Origin of the sequence: Wenyingzhuangia fucanilytica (genome assembly GCF_001697185.1) — a bacterium.
In the GTDB taxonomy this organism is placed as follows: Bacteria; Bacteroidota; Bacteroidia; order Flavobacteriales; family Flavobacteriaceae; genus Wenyingzhuangia; species Wenyingzhuangia fucanilytica.
In genome coordinates this window covers 1,547,556-1,566,092 of sequence record NZ_CP014224.1, presented here as the reverse complement: position 1 = coordinate 1,566,092, position 18,537 = coordinate 1,547,556, and the positions used below count along the sequence as shown (strand labels likewise).

21 protein-coding genes are annotated in these 18,537 nt (G+C 30.7%); 7 read left to right on the top strand and 14 right to left on the bottom strand.

The features are described 5' to 3' along the window. Positions 1-132: 132 nt before the first annotated feature. Complete coding sequence (locus tag AXE80_RS06435) at positions 133-498, top strand: hypothetical protein (RefSeq protein ID WP_157359359.1); 366 nt, start codon at positions 133-135, stop codon at positions 496-498. 202 nt (positions 499-700) lie between these two features. After that, complete coding sequence (locus AXE80_RS06430; RefSeq protein ID WP_157359358.1) at positions 701-1,072, top strand: hypothetical protein; 372 nt, start codon at positions 701-703, stop codon at positions 1,070-1,072. Positions 1,073-1,121: 49 nt separating this feature from the next. Here AXE80_RS06430 and priA read toward each other — a convergent pair whose 3' ends face one another. After that, positions 1,122-3,578 (bottom strand): replication restart helicase PriA, encoded by a 2,457-nt coding sequence (priA, locus tag AXE80_RS06425; protein WP_237340640.1) that lies wholly within the window; start codon positions 3,576-3,578, stop codon positions 1,122-1,124. A gap of 144 nt (positions 3,579-3,722) precedes the next feature. Between priA and AXE80_RS06420 the strand changes: the two genes are divergently transcribed. Then, positions 3,723-4,106, top strand: coding sequence for a hypothetical protein (locus tag AXE80_RS06420; RefSeq protein ID WP_068825540.1), 384 nt, complete (start codon positions 3,723-3,725; stop codon positions 4,104-4,106). 72 nt (positions 4,107-4,178) lie between these two features. On the opposite strand, the gene AXE80_RS06415 is transcribed toward AXE80_RS06420, so the two are convergent. The 12 genes from AXE80_RS06415 to AXE80_RS06355 form a co-directional block, all read right to left on the bottom strand. Beyond that, a complete protein-coding gene (locus AXE80_RS06415; protein WP_157359357.1) occupies positions 4,179-5,072 on the bottom strand; it encodes a transporter family protein in 894 nt (297 codons plus the stop codon). Continuing rightward, positions 5,059-6,102, bottom strand: coding sequence for a cytochrome-c peroxidase (locus AXE80_RS06410; protein WP_068825536.1), 1,044 nt, complete (start codon positions 6,100-6,102; stop codon positions 5,059-5,061). Before AXE80_RS06410 ends, AXE80_RS06415 begins: the two co-directional genes overlap by 14 nt. Before the next feature lie 57 nt (positions 6,103-6,159). Then, on the bottom strand, positions 6,160-7,023 hold the full coding sequence (locus tag AXE80_RS06405; RefSeq protein WP_068825534.1) for an MbnP family protein: 864 nt from the start codon (positions 7,021-7,023) through the stop codon (positions 6,160-6,162). 101 nt (positions 7,024-7,124) lie between these two features. Next, on the bottom strand, positions 7,125-7,499 hold the full coding sequence (locus tag AXE80_RS06400; RefSeq protein ID WP_157359356.1) for a hypothetical protein: 375 nt from the start codon (positions 7,497-7,499) through the stop codon (positions 7,125-7,127). 53 nt (positions 7,500-7,552) lie between these two features. Then, positions 7,553-7,756: a hypothetical protein gene (locus AXE80_RS06395; RefSeq protein WP_068825532.1), complete on the bottom strand. Its 204-nt coding sequence runs from the start codon at positions 7,754-7,756 to the stop codon at positions 7,553-7,555. Between the two features lie 93 nt (positions 7,757-7,849). Next, positions 7,850-8,539, bottom strand: coding sequence for an HAD family hydrolase (locus tag AXE80_RS06390; protein WP_068825530.1), 690 nt, complete (start codon positions 8,537-8,539; stop codon positions 7,850-7,852). Further along, on the bottom strand, positions 8,532-9,266 hold the full coding sequence (kdsB, locus tag AXE80_RS06385; RefSeq protein ID WP_068825528.1) for a 3-deoxy-manno-octulosonate cytidylyltransferase: 735 nt from the start codon (positions 9,264-9,266) through the stop codon (positions 8,532-8,534). The genes AXE80_RS06390 and kdsB overlap by 8 nt, the downstream gene beginning before the upstream one ends. Positions 9,267-9,272: 6 nt before the next feature. Next, positions 9,273-9,683: a 6-pyruvoyl trahydropterin synthase family protein gene (locus AXE80_RS06380; RefSeq protein WP_068825526.1), complete on the bottom strand. Its 411-nt coding sequence runs from the start codon at positions 9,681-9,683 to the stop codon at positions 9,273-9,275. A 2-nt stretch (positions 9,684-9,685) separates the two neighbouring features. After that, the gene (locus AXE80_RS06375) at positions 9,686-9,889 is read right to left on the bottom strand and encodes a hypothetical protein (RefSeq protein ID WP_068825524.1); all 204 of its coding nucleotides are present in this window, start codon (positions 9,887-9,889) and stop codon (positions 9,686-9,688) included. Further along, positions 9,889-10,401, bottom strand: coding sequence for an isopentenyl-diphosphate Delta-isomerase (gene idi, locus AXE80_RS06370; RefSeq protein ID WP_068825522.1), 513 nt, complete (start codon positions 10,399-10,401; stop codon positions 9,889-9,891). The genes AXE80_RS06375 and idi overlap by 1 nt, the downstream gene beginning before the upstream one ends. Before the next feature lie 4 nt (positions 10,402-10,405). Then, the gene (bcp, locus tag AXE80_RS06365) at positions 10,406-10,858 is read right to left on the bottom strand and encodes a thioredoxin-dependent thiol peroxidase (protein WP_068825520.1); all 453 of its coding nucleotides are present in this window, start codon (positions 10,856-10,858) and stop codon (positions 10,406-10,408) included. 820 nt (positions 10,859-11,678) lie between these two features. Then, positions 11,679-12,908: an MFS transporter gene (locus AXE80_RS06355; protein WP_068825516.1), complete on the bottom strand. Its 1,230-nt coding sequence runs from the start codon at positions 12,906-12,908 to the stop codon at positions 11,679-11,681. A gap of 140 nt (positions 12,909-13,048) precedes the next feature. On the opposite strand from AXE80_RS06355, the gene AXE80_RS06350 reads away from it, so the two are divergent. Beyond that, positions 13,049-13,705 (top strand): endonuclease III domain-containing protein, encoded by a 657-nt coding sequence (locus AXE80_RS06350; protein ID WP_068825514.1) that lies wholly within the window; start codon positions 13,049-13,051, stop codon positions 13,703-13,705. Positions 13,706-13,930: 225 nt separating this feature from the next. On the opposite strand, the gene AXE80_RS06345 is transcribed toward AXE80_RS06350, so the two are convergent. Beyond that, complete coding sequence (locus tag AXE80_RS06345) at positions 13,931-14,518, bottom strand: RNA polymerase sigma factor (protein ID WP_068825512.1); 588 nt, start codon at positions 14,516-14,518, stop codon at positions 13,931-13,933. Between the two features lie 188 nt (positions 14,519-14,706). Here AXE80_RS06345 and uvrA point away from each other — a divergent pair, with 188 nt between their 5' ends. The 3 genes from uvrA (at position 14,707) to AXE80_RS06330 (ending at position 18,502) form a co-directional block, all read left to right on the top strand. Then, positions 14,707-17,496 (top strand): excinuclease ABC subunit UvrA, encoded by a 2,790-nt coding sequence (uvrA, locus tag AXE80_RS06340; protein WP_068825510.1) that lies wholly within the window; start codon positions 14,707-14,709, stop codon positions 17,494-17,496. Further along, a complete protein-coding gene (locus AXE80_RS06335; RefSeq protein WP_068825508.1) occupies positions 17,496-17,864 on the top strand; it encodes a hypothetical protein in 369 nt (122 codons plus the stop codon). Before uvrA ends, AXE80_RS06335 begins: the two co-directional genes overlap by 1 nt. A 77-nt stretch (positions 17,865-17,941) precedes the next feature. Beyond that, positions 17,942-18,502 carry a VIT1/CCC1 transporter family protein gene (locus AXE80_RS06330; RefSeq protein ID WP_068825506.1) on the top strand — a complete coding sequence of 187 codons (561 nt, stop codon included), beginning with the start codon at positions 17,942-17,944 and terminating at the stop codon, positions 18,500-18,502. The last annotated feature ends 35 nt before the right edge of the window (positions 18,503-18,537 follow it).

Below are 18,537 nucleotides of genomic sequence, written 5' to 3'. Positions count from 1 at the left end.
ATTTAGATTAATCATATAAAATATAGCAGTAATAAATAAGTTCTAACCTATTATAAAAGATTTAAAATTTTAAAGTTAACATACTTGAGTTTTTGATACCTCAATAAAAAATAACTTAATTATATTTACATTGTGAAAAATAAAATTTTAAATTTTATAACCCTAACAGTCATCTATTGCTTTGCCATTAGTGCTGTTCCTAAAATGTTAACTTCATTAGAACTTAACACTCAAAACACTTTTTCACAAGAAAAAAATATTTTAAGCTATTCTGCAAAACTTTATTGTCCAGTATCTATTGGTGAAAACATTGTAGAGAATGTTGATTTTTTTCCCGTTCCCGATGTTAAAAAAACATCTTCAGAATTATGGTCTATTGTTAAAAAAGCAGAAATCCTTTTTTTAACAAAATTCTCTAAAAATGTCATTTTTTCTAGGAATGTGCTCATCAATCGTAGAAAGCTCGATCTTATTTTTCCTTTTCAATACTTTTGGTAATCGTTTTGTTTTTTACATCATCAACTTGGTAGTGTCTATATAGGGTCAATCCTATAACTATCTAGTTCAAAATCTAGAATATAAAACCTTAAAATACCTTAATATGGATTTAGGAAATTCCATTGTTGTGGCTGTTATATTAATAATATGCATAGCCCCTTTTATAATGATTCGTTATAATAACACTCAAAAACAAAAAAAGATGTTGCAATCATTAATTAACATTGCAACCAAACACAAATGTAGTATTAGTCATCATGAGTTTTGTGGTGATTTTGTGATAGGATTGGATAAGAATAATAAACATGTTTTCTTTTATAGAGAACGAAAAGAAATCAATTTATCTAAATCTATAGATCTTTCCAAAATTAAAAGCTGTCAAGCCATTAAAACAAGAACAATCACCAAAGCAAACAATGGAGATTTTATCGTAAAAATTGAACTTAATTTTAAACCTATTGATAAAAGTTTTAAAGAAATTAAGTTAGAATTATATAATGAAGAAAACACAGAACTTAGTGGCGAAATACAATTGGTTGATGAGTGGGAAAAACAAATAAATAAACTCATTTAACATTAAATAGTAAAGAATAGCGTTATAAGGAATTATAGCGCTATTTTATTTAATAAGCATCTACATCAATATTCATTCTAATGGCTCTATAACGTCCAATAGATTCAAACATCGTTCTTACTTTTTTGATATAATCTTTAGTAGCTGGAACCGATTGTTTTGGCGGGATTTTAATCATAATTTGTTTGATGTATAAATTCCTGACTCTTGCTACAGATGGTGCTGTAGGCCCTAATAAGTTTTTCCCAAAACTGTTTTTTAAAGATTTTCCTAACCATTCCGAACCTTCGTTTAACAGATTGAAATCTTTGTGTTTTAAGGTGATTTGAATCAACCTAAAATATGGAGGGTAATAAAAATTACGTCTATCTGTAATTTGTTCGTGATACATTTGCTCATAACTATTAGTGGTTACTTGCTGCAATATTTGATGATAAGGATTAAAAGTTTGAATCAATACTTGTCCTTGTTTTTGACTACGTCCTGCCCTACCCGAAACTTGAGTTAACATTTGAAAACTTCGTTCGTGAGCTCTAAAATCTGGAAAGTTTAACATGTTGTCTGCGTTGAGTACTCCAACCAAAGTCACATTGCTAAAATCCAATCCTTTTGATAGCATTTGTGTTCCTACCAATATGTCTATTTCTCCATGCTGAAAAGCATCAATAATTTTAGCATATCCGTATTTTCCTCGCGTTGTATCTAAATCTAAACGACCAATATTTTTATCTGGAAAAAGGTTTAACAACTCCTGTTCAATTTGCTCTGTACCAAACCCTTTACTCGATAACTCTGCACTCCCACAAGCATCACATTGCAAAGGAATAGCTCGGTGATATCCACAGTAATGACAACGAAGCTCATGCTTGTATTTATGTTCTGTTAAACTCACATCACAATTAGGACATTGCGGAGTTACACCACAAGTTCCACATTCAATTAACGGAGCAAAACCACGTCTGTTTTGGAACAAAATAACTTGTTCTTTTAACTCTAAAGCTTCTTTAATAGCAGTTAATAAGGTATCTGAGAAATGACCTGTCATTCTCTTTTTTTTGTGCTTCTCCTTTATATCAACCAAATGAATTTTAGGCATTTGTACTTGTCCAAACCTACGATCTAAATTTACCAAACCGTATTTTCCGTTTTTGGTATTATAAAACGATTCCAAACTTGGTGTAGCAGAACCTAAAACAACTTGTGTTTTATGCAGTTTAGCCAATACAATAGCTGCATCTCTGGCATTATATCTTGGTGCAGGATCAAATTGTTTGTAAGATGATTCATGCTCTTCGTCCACAATAATCAACCCTAGATTTTGAAATGGTAGTAAAGTTGCAGATCGTGTTCCTAAAATGATTTTAGCTTTGTCAGAACCCTTTAAAATATGATTCCAAACTTCTGCCCTTTCATTCTGTGAATATTTGGAATGATAAACGCTTAAATCATCTCCAAAAAATCGTTGTAAACGTATAATTAACTGAGTGGTTAAAGCAATTTCTGGAACCAAAAACAAAACTTGTTCCCCCTTGTTTATTACCTCTTGAATTAAATGTGCGTAAATTTCAGTTTTACCACTTCCAGTAACTCCATGGAACAAACACACATCTGTTTGACTAAAAGTGGCTTTAATTTCTTTAAAAGCCGTTTGTTGCTCATTGCTTAGTTCTGGTATAGATTGACTTGCTTCACCAAATGAGACTCTATCGGTTTGTAATTCGTAAACCTCAAAAACACCTTTGTTTTCTAATCCTTTACAAACAGAAGTACTAATACCAGAACTTGTTAAAAGATCTTTCTTTTTTATAGGTGATGATTCTTTGGCTTTTAACATAAAATAATGCATCACCAAAGTTCTCTGTTTTTCAGAACGAGATAATAATCCTAATAATTCTTGTAACTTTTCTTTGTCCTCCCATTGTTTTGCCAAACGAATATAGGCCACCATTTTGGGCTGATATTGTTCATATATCTCCTCTTTTAAACTGATAGCTTCCATATCTATCATTCCCTTTAAAATAGGGAAAATGTTCTTTTTAGAAAGTATATTAACTACCTGAGAAATGGTGATTTGAGAATGTCTTTGTAAAGCTTCATAAATTAAATAAGCATCTGCAGACAGGGTCTCTACATCGCTAAAGTCAGGATTTGCCAAAACTATCGTTTCACTTTCTAATAAAAAAACCGAAGGAAATGCCGCTCTAAGTACTTCGCCTAAAGAACACATATAGTAATTTGCCAACCACTCCCAATGTTTTAATTGTGTTTCTGTTAATACAGGAGCATCATCTAAAATTTGGTAAATATCCTTAGCTTCATAAGCTTGAGGCTCATTTTCGTGAACCTGATAAACAATACCTGTATATATTTTACTTTTACCAAAAGGTACCGCTACCCTCATTCCTTTTTTTAAGAAATGAGCTTCCTCTTCAGTAATACAATAAGTAAACTGTCTTTCTAAAGGAATAGGCAATAAAACATCAACAAAATAAGGTTTAAACAACACTTTAAAGGTGATTAAGATTAATGCAAAGAAATGGGTTTTAATCCTCCTAACAAAATCTTTGTTTTAACAAAATAAGTTGATAATTGTCATATTATAATTTATTTTCAGTTCTTATATTTATATAACATTTAAAAACGATTAGTTATGGAAACTACAATTATTATTACTCGAATTTTTGCTACTGTTTATGTTGCTTTTGGATTAGGAATGTTAATTAGCCCTAATTTCTATAAAGAGGAAATTGGAAAATTACTAGTAACACCTTCTTTTATTTTTTTAAGCGGGTTTTTAGCCATTATTTTTGGGGTACTTATTGTAACCACACACCATTATTGGGAAAATGATTGGAGAATGATCATCAGTATTTTTGGTTGGATTGCGTTAATAAAAGGAGTTTTATTAATTATTGCTCCAGAACAAGCACAAGGATTTAGATATAGTCTGTTAAAACCTGAAAACACAAAAATAATAGCTTATTTACTATTAGCCTTAGGAGTTCTTTTTGGATATTTTGGATTTATACACTAAAATAAGTTACTAACAACATAAGAGAAAACCCGCATTTGAATATTCAAATGCGGGTTTTAATTTTTTAAACGTTTAAAACTTCCAATGGGTATATATACCTAAACCTCGATTAAAAGTTACATCGTTATTTACCAATTTTTGGTCTATTGGAGTTTGGTAATTAATTCCGATAGCTAATTTTTGTAATTCACACTTTAATCCAATAATGGCATTGGTCATGACACCATCTGTATTAAAATTAGCGCTTCCACTTGTTTTAGAGTTTAAAAACTTATCATAACTAACTCCACCCGAAACACTCCAACTAGCTTTAGTAGTTTCTTTAAAAAGATAACTTACTTTGGCTTGAATTTGTGTTTGATCTCCGTATTTAAAATAATATTTGTTCTCCGTTTTATAAAAATACGTTGCATTTGCTTGAAAACTTATATCATTTATTTGGATTGCATATTGCAAAGGAAAAATAACATCTAAAGCTCCTGTTCCTAATTGGGTAGCAGAAATACTAGAAGCGTTATTGGCATTAGCCCTTATCAAATCAAATTTACCTGTTGGTAGTTTTACTCCTACTCCTATTCTTAAAGATTGATTATCATCATTGTGAAATAAGTTGAATAATCCGGTTAAAGATATATCACCTAATCCATGATTTTGAACAGTACCTGTACTTGCTTCTCTTTCGTTAAACTGAAAAGGAATCATTGTATTTATACTTAATCTACCTGTTATAAAATACTGCCCTGTTAATTGTACAGAATTAATATTATCGGTTCCTATGGGTGAAGTTGAATGGATCCCTTCTTTATAATTAAAATGCATGTAATTATAAGAAAGGCCAAAATAATTGTAGTTGCTATATTGTGTACTAGAACTGTTTCCTGCTCCACAACCACAAACATCACAAGCATAAGAATTTATTGAAAATATTGTTATTAAAACAATACTAATTTTTTTAAGGTGCTTCAAAACGTGGGTCATTTAAAAATTCATAATCTGTTAGCGTCTTTAAAAAAGCAATAATATCATCTTTTTCATCATCCGTTAATGGAATTCCAAGTCTATCTCCATTTTTTAACAAAGGATCTAAGTTAGGAGTATCTTCTACTTTTGAGTCATAAAAATCCAATACTTTTTTTAGGGAAGAAAGTCTACCATCATGCATATAAGGGTAAGAACGTTCTACATTACGTAAACTAGGGACTTTAAATTTGTAAAAATCTTCATCCTTTTCACTAATAACTTGTCTTCCTTTTTCATTTGGAATAAATTTATTTACACTTAAACCATTATTTCTATATGATTCATCTGTAAATAAACTTCCACTATGGCAAGTAGCACATTTATTATTAAACGTTTCTAATCCTCTTTTTTCTTGTTCCGTAAATGTTCCTCCTTCTTCACCTCTTATGTACTTGTCGTATTTTGAGTTGTTTGAAACCATCATTCCCATAAAATTACCTAAAGCTTTTAAAATAGTTGCTTCAGTAATTTTTCCAGAGTGATATGCTTTTTTAAACAAAGAAATATATTTGTTATCCTTATTTAATTTTTCTTTTACTTCTTCAAAAGTAGAATTCATTTCTACCTCTGCTGTAATAGGAATCATAGGTTGTCTCCCTAGTTGTTCTAAAGCACCATCCCAGGTAAAAGTATCCATAAAAGCCATATTCTGAATTGGCTGAGCATTTCTAGTTCCCAAAGCCTCGTTAACACCTGCGCTTAAAGTGTGACCATGATGGGTAAATGCAAAATATTGATTATGACATTCAGCACAAGAAATACTATTATCCGATGATAATTTTCCTTCATAAAACAAGGCTCTTCCAAGATTAAAAACAGCCTCTTCATCTTTGATGTTTTCTCCACCAAAATTGTAAGTAGCCGTTTTAAAATTAGCTGGTTGCTCAAAAGGTTTATATATGTTATTCTCATCTATTTTTTCCGAAGAACAAGATAGAAAAACACAGCACCCTATATATATTAGGATATTTTTCATAAACATGAAAAAAAGTTCTGTATTTAAATAAAATACAGAACTTTTTTGTTTTGTTGATTAGTGCTTGTGATCAAAAGAAAACACATCTTCTAAGTTATCTGCAATCTCTGTAGTAGAAGCTGTCATAGCGCCTGGATCTGTTGCTACTATATCTATTTTTTCACTACCATCTAAAAATTTAGCCACATCTACTTTTAAGTGAATAGAACTATCTACATTACCAACAACTACTTCTTGTCCGTTAAAATCTAAAGTAATTGTTCTAACTCTATCTGTTCTAGTATCATCACTTCCAGAATTAGCAACATGTCTCATAAATGCTGTTCCTTCTATGTCATGGTCTACACCATTATGAGCTACTTTATAAGTACTAGTGGTTTTATGAGCATGATCACCATGTCCATCGTCTTCGCTATTGCTACCAGTTGTTCCTGTTAATTCTCCTTCTATCTTAGCAAAAATGTATCCAGTAGTCCAAGACCAAATCATATCTCCACCGTTTTCATTAGCCAACTCTAATATTCTACCTTGAGCTTCTTCACCTTGGTTAAAAATTTCATCACTAACTCCAATTTTAAAAGATACCGAAGTATAAGCACCTTTTTCTACTCCTACAATATCATTATAAACAATAGCACCACCTTCTACAGCGTTTTCTAAATCAATAATAGTAGCTCCAACTTCGTTATCTATCACTACTTTTTCTCCATTAGATTTGTGTAATTCTATATCTGTAACAAAATATTTTAATTTATTTAAAATGTACCCGTTACCAGCTCCATCATATAATACGTCTCCAATATTAGCGGTATGATCTAATTTTATTGAAAAAGTTGGGTTTTCAATATCTTCTTTTTTACTACAAGAAATTAAAGTAATAGTTGTTAAGGCTAACAAAGCCAATTTTTTAAAAGTTTTCATTTTTATGGTTTAATAAATTTTAAATAAATAAATGTGTGATGACATTCGTAATAGTAACGAAGTCATAAAAGGGCATAATAATGCCTACGAATTATTTAAAATTAAACCATTGGGGGTTTATTGATTTTGTGACTTAATAAGTATGAATATTTAAAGTCGTAATCAAAATATGAAGTTATTTCCTTAGTAGAAAAAAATGCTAAACTTGTTTGTTCTATGGATTGAAAATACACAGGAAAAAATGCAGCACTTACCTCTAGCGTTGCTTTACTATCATTAGAAGCATCTATCGCAGTAATTTCTTTGGCTAAATGACATTGACCATTACACTGTAATTCTGGTTTGTCTTTATTAACACAATATTTTTCTATAATTTCACTCAAGTGTGTTTCATAATAAACCACGTTCCCAACAAAATATGCAGGACGTAGTGACAAAGCTGTCAATAATATGATGAGAATAAATCTATGAAACATTTCGGTTGCAAATATAGAAAAGCATTCTAAATAAACCCTAAGTTTTTTTGATATTAAACTTCTGCATTTAACACAAGTGAAGCAGGTTCTAAATGGGGGTTCATAAAGATAAAGTTAGTTACCCAAAGATGAAGTTCGTTGATTTCGTGAGGTAATAATCTTTTGGTGGCCTTATTAAATTCATTAATAAATAAATCTACATCAAAACTTACTTTCTCAAGTATGTTTAGGGTATAGGTGTACATTTCTCTAGGCATTTTTCATTTTTATTTATAGCATCACAAATATAACTTAAACATTTGTTAATTTCCACTAAAATTTTAAATTTCAGTATTAATACTAAGTTAAATTTAGAGAATCTCTAATAAATTTTTAACGGAACTTAATGTTTTATATTGCTGATTTTCTAATTTATTTTTGGCAACTGTTTCGAATTGCCAAATAGAATGAAAAGGAATGTGAATGGCCTCTGCTCCTATCTGTAAAACTGGTAATATATCTGATTTTAAGGAGTTTCCTATCATTAAAAAATCTTTAGGCGCAATGTCTAAATGTTTTAAAATACGTTGATACCCCTCTGGATTTTTTTCACTCATCACTTCTACGTGATGAAAATAATTTAATAAGCCAGAACGGTCTAATTTTTTTTCTTGATCTAATAAATCTCCTTTGGTTAAAACGATAAGTGTATATGTTTTAGATAACGTTTTTAATACCTCTTCAACCCCAGGTAATAACTCAATGGGTTTGGTTAACATGTTTTTACCGATCTCTAAAATTTGCTGGGTAATATTTGCAGGGAGTTGATTGTTGGAAAGTTCTGTTGCACATTGAATCATAGATAAAATGCAACTTTTTACTCCATAACCATATAAAGGAATGTTTCCTATAATAACCTTGTAAAGTTCTTGTTGAACCTTATTTTCTGTTTCGTAAATAGACAACAGTTTTGCAAATTCATCTTCGGCTTCTCTAAAATAAGGTTCGTTTACCCAAAGCGTATCATCTGCATCAAAAGCAATGACTTTGTATTTAGCCATTTTGTAATAATTGTTTTGCTTTTTCTAAATCTTCTGGAGTATCAATACCAATTACTTTAAAAGGAGTTTCTACCATTTTCATTTTCATTCCATGTTCTAAAAAACGGATTCCTTCTAACTTTTCAGTAGCTTCATTCTGACACATTTTCATTTTAGGAAAATTTAACAAAGCATGTCTTCTAAAAGCATAAATTCCAATGTGTTTGTAGTATTTTACATCAACTTCTTTGTCTCTAGGATGCGGTATTGGAGCCCTAGAAAAATACATAACACAATTATTATTGTCTAAAACAACTTTTACATTGTTAGGGTTTACAATTTCATGCCAATCTTCCATGGTATGAACCAAAGAAGCTACAGCAATTTCTCCTTTGATATCGTTTTTAAAAACCTCAATTAAATCTTCTAAAGGCTCTATTCTAGTAAATGGCTCATCTCCCTGAACGTTAATAATGATATCTCCTGCAACCATATCGGCTGCTTCGGAAATCCTATCAGAACCACACTCGTGTTCTTTTAGACTCATAATTACTTGTCCCCCGTTATTTTCTATTTCAGCTTTGATTTCATCACTATCTGTTACTACATAAACGGCATCAAACAAACCGGTGTTTACAGTAGCTTCATAAGTTCTGGTAATTACCGTTTTACCACATAAATCTCTTAATAGTTTTTTAGGAAATCTGGTCGCTTGTAAACGAGCAGGAATCATTGCAATTACTTTCATAATAAATTATTTTCCTGAATAAGTTACGTAATTTCTTGGCGTTTCATATAAAGTAATCGCCAATTTTAAGTGAGATGGAATGTGAGTTCTTAACTTATTCCATATATAAATTGAAATATTTTCAGCCGTAGGATTTGTCGATTTAAATTCAGGTATTTCTAAATTTAAATTTTTATGATCTAAGGTATCTTCTACCTCTAACTTAATCAGTTTTTTTAAGATTTTTAAATCCATTACAAAACCTGTTTCTTGGTCTATAGGTCCTGTAACAGATACCACCAACTCGTAATTATGACCATGATAATTAGGATTGCTACACTTACCAAAAACCTCAAAGTTTTTAGCATCATCCCAATCAGGTCTAAACAAGCGGTGGGCTGCATTAAAATAAGCAACTCTATGTACGGTAATCTCCATGATTAATCAACTTTTTTATTTGCAAATAAGTTTCCTAAAAGCACATAACCGGCTAAAAAGAAAAGTAAAAAATTAAGACCTATACTTTCTGCATTATACTTTACTAATTCCCATAAATTACTGTGGTAATTTACCAAAACACTTACCAAACTGGCTGCTACTGCAAAGATGATTCCTACAAAAAACTTTCTCTTAATCTTTTCCATTATTGACTAATAAACTCGTAAAACTTTTCGAAAATAATAATAAACCAAGCAGTATAAATTTCAGGATTCTTTTCTATATCTACTTTTACGTCTTCTAACTTCATCCACTTATAAGCTTCTGCTTCCTCTGGATTTAAATTAGGTTCATCATTATATACACCTGTTAACACATGATCAAATTCATGCTCTGTTAAACCATTATCAAAAGGAGCTTTATAAATAAAAGAACATACATCTTTTAATTCTGTACTAAAGCCCATTTCTTCTTGTAGTCTTCGTTTACCAGCTTGTACGTTAGTTTCCCCTACTTTTTGATGGCTACAACAAGTGTTGGTCCACAACAAAGGTGAGTGATATTTATCTGCTGCACGTTGTTGCAACATTAATTCTCCAGCATCATTAAAAACAAAAACGGAAAAGGCTCTGTGTAACAAAGCTTTTTCATGTGCTTCTATTTTCTCCATGGTTCCTATTGGTTCGTCTTGCTCGTTTACAAGAATAACTTGATCCATATATTTATTTTAAAATTTGAGCGGTATGCTCTTTGGTTTTTACTTTGGTAATTACCTCAATGATGATACCATTTTCATCAATCACAAAAGTAGTTCTATGAATTCCATCATATTCTTTACCCATAAACTTTTTAGGCCCCCAAACACCAAAAGCCTCAATCACTTTTTTGTCTTCGTCTGCCAATAAAGAAAAAGGCAACTCTTGTTTGTTGGCAAAATTTGATTGTCTTTTTACAGAATCTGCACTTACTCCTACCACCTCATAATTCTGAGCTAAAAAAGTTTGGTAATTGTCTCTTAAATTACAGGCTTCTACTGTACAACCAGGAGTACTTGCTTTAGGATAAAAGAAAACAACTAATTTTTTTCCTGCAAAATCGCTTAATTTTACTGTTTTTTCATTCTGATCTATCGCTTCAAAATTAGGAGCTTTATCTCCTACTTTTAACATCTCCATATATTATTGTTTTTAAAGAACCACAAATATAGAGAAAGCAGTTAGGATGACTAAATTGTAGACAAGGAAAGTTAAGAATTAGATAGTAGCTAAAAACAAAAGTTGTTATTAGCTTATCTTTACTTATAATTAACAAAGAAATAGTCTTAAAATTTATAATGATTTTGATTTAACTCATAATTTGTAATAGCGTAAATAGGTACTGATTTTTTATATTTAAACTGTCAGAGTCTAAAAAGCGGGTCTTAAAAACCTTAAGAATTTCAACTCGTTCATCTTTCATTTTACTATAAACCATATAAGTAGTATTAATATAAATCCCCAAAAATAAAACCTGTTTTTTTTCATTTGATCCTTAGTTAACTTTATCTTCTCTATCCATTTTTTTTTTAACAATTTACTCCAGACAAACGAAACAGACATAAAAATTATAAAGTAATATATTTTATTGAAAATACTATGGTTTTGAAATAAAATAAAACCTTTTTTTTTCAAAAAAACACCAATAACTATAGTTGGTATAATTGAAAGTATAACTAAGAATGAAGTGTAAGCTATATCTTCCATTCCATTTTTTTTTGCCTTATCTCCTCTGGAACAAAATTTATAAATTGAGTATAATATATATTTTATCATTATAACTTATTTTTATTATAATTCTTGAAAGAATAAATATAGTTCCTTTCCAGCACAATAACCAAGAGAGTTATCTATTGATTCAGCTAAATTTTCATAAATAATGGACTACCCATTTTCCAATATTTCCTGTACCTCCTGTTACTAGTATTCTATTCATTATTTTCTAACTAAATATAAGTATCTACCCCTGAAAAGTACTTTTCCCATATTTTTTAACTCCAACAAACGCAAATATCAATGCCATAAGAGGCAAAATGATTAATAAGCGATATAAATTACTTCCTATGGCAGTATATATAATGGCCGAAACAACAGGAAAACAAGCCATACAAAAAGAGTTAATCGCCTCGCTAATTCCCATAATCTCTCCTTGTTTTTTAGGATTGGCATTTACAGATATTAAAGAATTAAACACAGGAAAACATAAAGAAAGTCCAAGGTTTAATATATAATAAGAAGGAATAAATAGCCAAATATTTTTGGTTAATGTAATGGCAACTAATCCAACAGCACAACAAAGTAATCCTAAAATTAATGTTTTAAAAGCTCCTAATTTTTGAATAAAAAACTTTGAAACAAAAGCTTGATTAAATGATAGGAACAAACCAATAATAAACATAAAAAAACCTAATTCTTTTACATTAAAACCAAACAAATCAATTAAAAAAAGTGCCATGGTTCCTATGTAAAATCCCATCATGGCCGAAAAGAAAAATTTCATAGAAAACAAAACTTTAATCATAGGCGAAGGATCTACTTTTTTAATTCTTAACGGAATATAAATCACTTCCCACAAACTTACTTTTTGCTTTAAAGTTCTTTTTTCTACCGGATGAGATTCTTTTAACCATTTAAAAATAGTGATTAAAGTAACAGTAGAAATTAATACAGACGTTAATAAAGTTCCTAAATATCCTATTGGGGTTGAAGCTGTAATTCCTCCTAAACCAGGACCAATAATCATTCCTACTCCAACAATTCCTCCTAAATAACCAAATATGTATGATTTTTCTTTTAGGGTAGTCATATCACTTACATAGGCATTGGTAACAGAAGTGTTTCCTCCTGTAATTCCATCTAAAATTCTAGACAAAGCCACAATCCACAATGGCAATGCAAACCCTAAAATTTGATATTCAGGCAAACAAATAGCTATGATGAATATAATCCAACTTAATAAAGTTCCTGCTTGGCTAATTAATAAAATGGGCTTTCTTCCTTTGGCATCAGACATAGAACCTAATAAAGGCGCTCCTATAAACTGAAAAGCACTATATAGTGTTATTAACAAACCAAACACCCATTTAGGGGCTCCATAACTATCAACCACAAAAGGAAGAATTGGCATTAATAAACTAAAACCTAAAACATTTACAAAGGTTAGTAAATAAGCGGGGATAAACTTTTTCATGAAGTAAAAGTAAAAATATACAGGGATAATTTTAAAATTAAAAAGTTTATTTTCTCATACTATAGCAAAGTCTAAACAAATGATAGCTACTCCTGTAATTTTATATAGAAATACTTACTTTTGACAGGAAACTGATACCTATGTTAAAACAAGAAAAAGTACAATTTGTACTAGATACTTTAGAAGATTTATATCCTGAGACACCCATTCCTTTAGATCATAAAGATCCTTATACTTTATTAATTGCGGTGTTGATGTCTGCCCAAAGTACCGATGCTCGTGTAAACACTATTACACCATTATTATTTGCCAAAGCAGACAATCCTTATGATATGATTAAGTTATCTGTTGATGAAATTAGAGAAATCATCAAACCAGTTGGTTTGTCTCCTATGAAATCTAAAGGGATTCACGGTCTTTCTCAAATTTTAATTGATAAGCACGATGGAAAAGTTCCTGCTAATTTTAAAGATTTAGAGGCTTTACCTGCTGTGGGACATAAAACTGCTAGTGTGGTCATGAGTCAGGCTTTTAACATTCCTGCTTTTGCTGTAGACACTCACATTCATAGATTGATGTACAGGTGGGGATTGACCAATGGAAAAAACGTAGAACAAACAGAAAAAGATGCCAAACGTTTATTTCCAGAACATACTTGGAACAAATTACATTTGCAAATTATTTATTACGGACGTGAATATTCCCCTGCTAGAGGTTGGGATTTAGATAAAGATATCATTACCAAAACCATTGGTAGAAAAACAGTGATAGAAGAATATTTAAAAAAGAAAAAATAAAATAAGGTTTGACATTAATTTTTGTCAAACCTTATTTCTTTTAACATGTTTCCTTTCACAATGCTTAGGGATTTTGAAAAACTTAATAAAAAAGAAACAGTTTCTTTTTTCGGTTGTAAATTAAGGGTGTTCATCTTTTTGTTAAATGAAGCGTCAGAGTAGTTTTTTGTCATATATCTATGTTTAAATTTATTATTACAACGACAGATATATGCTTTTATTGTTTTAATTATTTTTTACTACTTCTTTTTCTTCTAAAATTTTTCTCAAATTAATTAAGGCATATCGCATTCTTCCCAAAGCAGTGTTTATACTTACATTGGTATGTTCTGCAATTTCTTTAAAACTAGAGTCCATAAAAATTCTCATTCTTAGTACTTCTTGTTGGTCTGCAGGTAAAAAATCAATCAGATTTGTAATTTTATTTAGCGTTTGTTCTAACTCAATTTTATCTTCTGCATTTAAATCTTCTGCGGCTAAAAAATCAAAAACATCATAATTTTCAGATGCGTATTTTGTTTTTTTTCGCTTTTTATCACGGTAATAATCCATGGTTAAATTATGGGCAATACGCAAAGCCCAAGGCAAAAACTTACCTTCTTCGTTGTATTTTCCTCTTTTTAAAGTGTGAATTATTTTAATAAAGGTGTCTTGAAAAAGATCATCAGAAAGTTCCTTATCAAAAGTTTTAGAATATATATAACCAAATATTTTTTCTTGGTGTCTAGAAATCAATTCAGACAAGCAATCTTCGTTTCCCTTTATATACATAGAAACTAGGACAGCATCTGAGTGCTTAGGTGTAAAATCCATCTATTAATTACTTTTATTAGTTGATGTAATTTTGTGGAATAAGCAATTGATTTTAGCGTTAATATTAATTCTTTAGGAGCAATAAATATACCAAAAATTTAATTACTCATGAATTTATATAATCTCATCTTTTGGTTTCATATTGCATCAAATAAATTATTTTTACATTCTCAACACAAGCATCATTCATGAGTCAAGTACTAGAAAAATTATCTCCTAAAGAATACATATTAATCAAAGGTGCTGGTTTACACAATTTAAAAGATATTGATGTAGCCATTCCAAGAAACAAATTAGTGGTAATTACAGGTTTATCCGGTTCAGGAAAATCTAGCTTGGCTTTTGATACTTTATATGCCGAAGGACAACGTAGGTATGTAGAAAGTTTATCATCTTATGCTCGTCAGTTTTTAGGAAAACTAAACAAACCTAAGGTAGATTATATCAAGGGAATTGCTCCTGCTATTGCTATTGAGCAAAAAGTAAACTCCTCTAACCCACGTTCTACCGTGGGAACTACTACAGAAATATACGATTACCTAAAACTTTTATACGCTCGTATTGGTAAAACCATCTCTCCTATTTCGGGGAACGAAGTAAAAAAAGAAACGGTTTCTGATGTTATTAACCATCTAAAATCTTTAGAGGAAAGAACAAAACTGTTATTATTAGCTCCTTATGATTTAGGCGATAGAGATGCTGATAAAGCTTTGCAAATTTTGGTTCAACAAGGGTATGCAAGAATTAAGGTTGATGAAGAAACCTATAGAATTGAAGAGGTTGATGCTTCTAAAATCACTAAAAAAACAAAGCTGAATTTGGTGATTGACAGAATTGTTGTTAAAGATGATGAAGATTATTATAATCGTTTGGCAGATTCTATTCAAACTGCTTTTTATGAGGGAAAAGGACTTTGTGTTTTAGAAAACCTAAATAATAAATCTACAAGAGAATTTAGCAATAAGTTTGAGTTAGATGGCATGACTTTTTACGAGCCCAACACTCATTTTTTTAGTTTTAACAATCCTTATGGAGCCTGCCCTACTTGTGAAGGGTATGGAAATGTTATTGGTGTTGATGAAGAATTAGTCATTCCCAATACTTCTCTTTCTATTTACGAAGATTGTATTGCTCCTTGGAAAGGAGAAAGCAGTTCTGATTACAAAAATGCTTTGATCAATTATGCTTTTGAATACGATATTCCTGTACATAAGCCTTGGTTTGAATTAACCGAAGCACAAAAAGAATTGGTGTGGAACGGAACCAAATCTTTTGAGGGAATTCACGATTTTTTCAAGTATTTAGAATCTAAAAGTTATAAAATTCAGTTCCGTGTCATGTTATCTCGTTACCGAGGTAAAACCAAATGTACCACTTGTAAAGGAACTCGTTTAAGGCCAGAAACCAACAATGTTTTTGTAGGAGATAAAAACATCAATGAATTGATAAACTTACCTATTGATGAGTTAACGCAGTTCATGAAAAACTTATCATTAAACAAATACGATGCTGAAATTGGAAAAAGATTGTTGGTAGAAATCAACAACCGTTTAGGCTTTTTAGACAAAGTTGGTTTAGGGTATTTAACCTTAAACAGAGCTTCTAATACTTTGTCTGGAGGAGAAAGTCAACGTATCAATTTGGCTACATCTTTAGGGAGTAGCTTGGTAGGTTCTATGTATATTTTAGATGAACCTAGTATTGGTTTACACCCCAAAGACAGTTTAAAACTGATAGAAGTTCTTAAAAAATTAAGAGATTTAGGAAACACCGTTATTGTGGTAGAACACGATGAAGATATTATGAAACAGGCCGATTATATTATAGATATTGGTCCAAACGCTGGTGTTTTTGGAGGGGAATTGGTTGCAGAAGGAACCTATGATGACATTTTAAAAGCAAGCACTCACACTGCAAATTATTTAAGTGGTGCCGATATTATTGAAGTACCGCTTAAAAGAAGAAATACCAAAAATAAAATTGAAGTTGTTGGCGCTAGAGAAAACAACTTAAAAAATATAAATGTTACCATTCCTTTAAACTGTTTGTCAGTAATTACAGGAGTTTCGGGTAGTGGAAAAAGTACCTTGGTTAAAGATATTGTTTATCCTACTTTACAAAAACACATTTTTGGTCAAGGAAATAAAATAGGAGAAGTTACTGCTGTTAAAGGGGATTTAGATGCTGTTAAAAATGTAGAATTTATAGATCAAAATCCTATAGGGAAATCTTCACGTTCTAATCCGGTAACCTACATCAAAGCTTATGATGATATTCGTGCTTTATTTGCCAACGAAAATTTGGCTAAAATGCGTAATTATCAACCCAAACATTTTTCTTTTAACGTAGATGGTGGACGATGCGAAACATGTAAAGGTGAAGGTGAAGTAACCATAGAAATGCAGTTTATGGCCGATGTACACTTGCCTTGTGAAACTTGTAATGGTAAACGTTTCCAAAAAGAAGTGTTAGAAGTAAAATATCACGATAAAAATATTGATGATATTTTAAATTTATCTATTGATGAAGCTTTGAGTTTTTTCAAAAAACACAAACAAAGTAAAATCAGCAAAAAACTACAACCTTTACAAGATGTTGGTTTGGGTTATGTAGCTTTAGGTCAGTCCTCTTCTACCCTTTCTGGTGGGGAGGCTCAACGTATCAAATTGGCTTCATTCTTGGTCAAAGGTGGTAGACAAGAACCTACTCTATTTATTTTTGATGAACCTACTACAGGATTGCATTTTCACGATATTAAAAAGTTACTAAAATCTATGAATGCCTTAATAGAAAACGGACATTCTCTAATTGTGATTGAACATAACATAGATTTTATTAAGTGTGCAGATTATATTATTGACATAGGAAAAGAAGGTGGTAAAAATGGAGGAAATGTATTGTTTATGGGAACACCAGAAGCTTTAACACAAAACAAAGAATCATACACAGGTCAATTTTTAAAAGAAAAACTAAAGTAATGCAAAACAAACAAAGCCTAAGACCTGTAATAACTACTGCGGAAATTAACGAGCATACATCAGCTACAGAAAAATTCCAAAACACTGTACTTCGACCTGTAATTAAAATGCAACATCACATTATTATAGCACTATTTAACAGCTATTTAAAACATTCTGACTTTGACATCAATACTTTGGAAAAAGACAAAAGAATGGAGTTTTTAAAAACAGTCGTTTCTAGAAATCAACATATGCGAAACCAATATGTAGGAATTGTTTCTGGAATGTTTACCGATGAGGAGTTTGATCACTATTTAACCAATCCTGCTGAATATGGCAGACGTATTATTCAAATCATAGGACAACGCTTACAGGACAGTTATTAATAACATCACATCCCAATTTTTATAGCTTCTAAACGAACAAAATCCTAACTTTAGGATAAGTTTAATAAAACTATAGAATGGCGACTACATCAACTTTATATCAAAAAACCGAAAAGTACTTAGGCGAATTTGTCTATGGAGGAATTGATGGTTGTGTAACAACTTTTGCCGTGGTTGCGGGTTCTGTAGGAGCTAATTTAGATAGTTCTATCATTATTATTCTAGGTTTTGCCAATTTACTTGCCGATGGTTTTGCCATGTCTATCGGAGCATATTTATCTGCCAAAACAGAAAAAGAAAACAATTTAAAATATGCAGATAATAAAAATGATGCTATTAAAATAGAAGAAAGCGTAAACCCTTTGTCTAAAGGTTTTGTAACCTATATTTCATTCTTATTTATCGGTATTTTTCCTTTATTAGCTTATGTGGTAGATTATATCAACCCCATCACCACAAATGTATTTTTATACTCTTCTATTTGTACCGGAATTGGTTTTATTATTGTAGGTTCCTTAAAATCATATGTAAACCATAAAGCCATATGGAAAGGAGTTGCAGAAACTTTATTATTGGGATTATTGGCCGCTTTGGTTTCTTATTATGTGGGTGATTTTATTGAAGGGATGATCAAATAAAAAAAGCACCTATAAATAATATAGATGCTTTTAAT